Raw genomic sequence first — 1391 nt, 5'->3', positions numbered from 1 at the left:
AAGGTATTTTTTGCGGTGTGTCCTCAGGCGGAGCCGTGGCTGCAGCTTTGCGCTTGTCAGCCAAGCTTGAAAATGCGGTGATCGTCGCCATTATCTGTGACCGTGGAGATCGTTACCTTTCAACAGGTGTTTTTTCGTGAGCAGGTGGCTCGGTAGCGTGTAACTATGGCAAATATTTTTTCTAAGCATAGAACTAAGCTGCGTGAGCAGTCTAAAAAGCAAAAAAAATCACTTGAGCGTGAACTTAAAGATTCGAAGCAGGAAGCTCGGGTGAAAGTGAGCCTGGAGTCCAAGAACCTCGCCAACGATGTTGATAGCTCTGATAGTGGCTTGCTTCAGTGTCAAATTCTGTCTCTCAGTCATGAGGGGCGAGGTATCGCCAAAAATAAAGGCAAAACGCAATTTGTGCATTATGCCTTGCCCGGTGAGACTGTTTTGGCTGAGGTCTTGGCTCATCGTGCTAAATATGATGAGCTGGCTGCGGTGAAAGTGATGCAAGCTTCAGATCAACGTGTTGAAGCTGTATGCTCATATTATGGAACTTGTGGTGGCTGCAGCCTCCAACATATGGGGCATAAAGCTCAACTGGCGCATAAACAAACTGTATTGGCTGACCAGCTTAAGCACTTTGGGGATTTGGCTCCGCAACAATGGTTGCCGCTTGTCGAGAGTGAGCCGTGGGGTTATCGTTCGCGTGTCCGGCTCAGTGTCGACTATGGCCGAAAAGGAGAAGGGCTTCGAATTGGCTTTCGTAAAAAAGCCTCCAAAGAGACATTAGATATAGATTCTTGCCCAATTATGGCTAGTGAGCTTTCAAGTGCCTTACCCGTACTTAAAGAACTTGTTGCTTCAATCTCGGTGCATAAAGCACTTGGCCACCTGGAACTGTCCTTGAGTCGTGAGGGAATAGGCGTGTTGATTCGGCATGTGAAGCCTCTTGAGCAGAGTGACTTGGAAATGCTTAGAAACCTTGCGAAGGAGCAGAAGTGGACGGTGTTTCTGCAAGCAGGGGACATTTCCAGTATTCAGCAGTTGTGGCCGGAAAATGAGTGCCGAGAAGAAGGCCAAGCTAACTTGTCCTATAATTTGCGGGTATTGAAGCAAAATTTAGCCTTACAATTCCACCCAAAAGATTTTACGCAAATCAACCTTGGTGTGAATCAGAAGATGGTTCTACTCGCGCTGCAGCTACTTGAACTTAAATCTGATGAGCGTGCTCTGGATCTGTTTTCAGGACTGGGTAATTTTACTTTGGCAATGGCAAAGTGCGCTAAGGAAGTTGTTGGGGTTGAAGGCAGTCAGGATATGGTGGAAAGAGGCTTGTTTAATGCACAAGCTAATGATATCGAAAATGTCACTTTTTATGAAAGTAACCTATACAGTGACTTCTC

Annotated in this window: 1 protein-coding gene and 1 pseudogene; both read left to right on the top strand. The window is 46.4% G+C overall.

Going from position 1 to position 1391, the window contains the following annotated elements:
- Positions 1–140: pseudogene (locus tag A3756_RS26780) on the top strand (cysteine synthase B); the annotation flags it as partial.
- Positions 141–165: 25 nt separating this feature from the next.
- Positions 166–1391: 23S rRNA (uracil(1939)-C(5))-methyltransferase RlmD (gene rlmD, locus A3756_RS18260; RefSeq protein ID WP_068554185.1), on the top strand; the 1226-nt coding region annotated here is incomplete at its 3' end.

It is taken from the genome of Oleiphilus sp. HI0086, from assembly GCF_001635225.1.
This window is presented reverse-complemented; position numbering and strand designations above follow the sequence as displayed.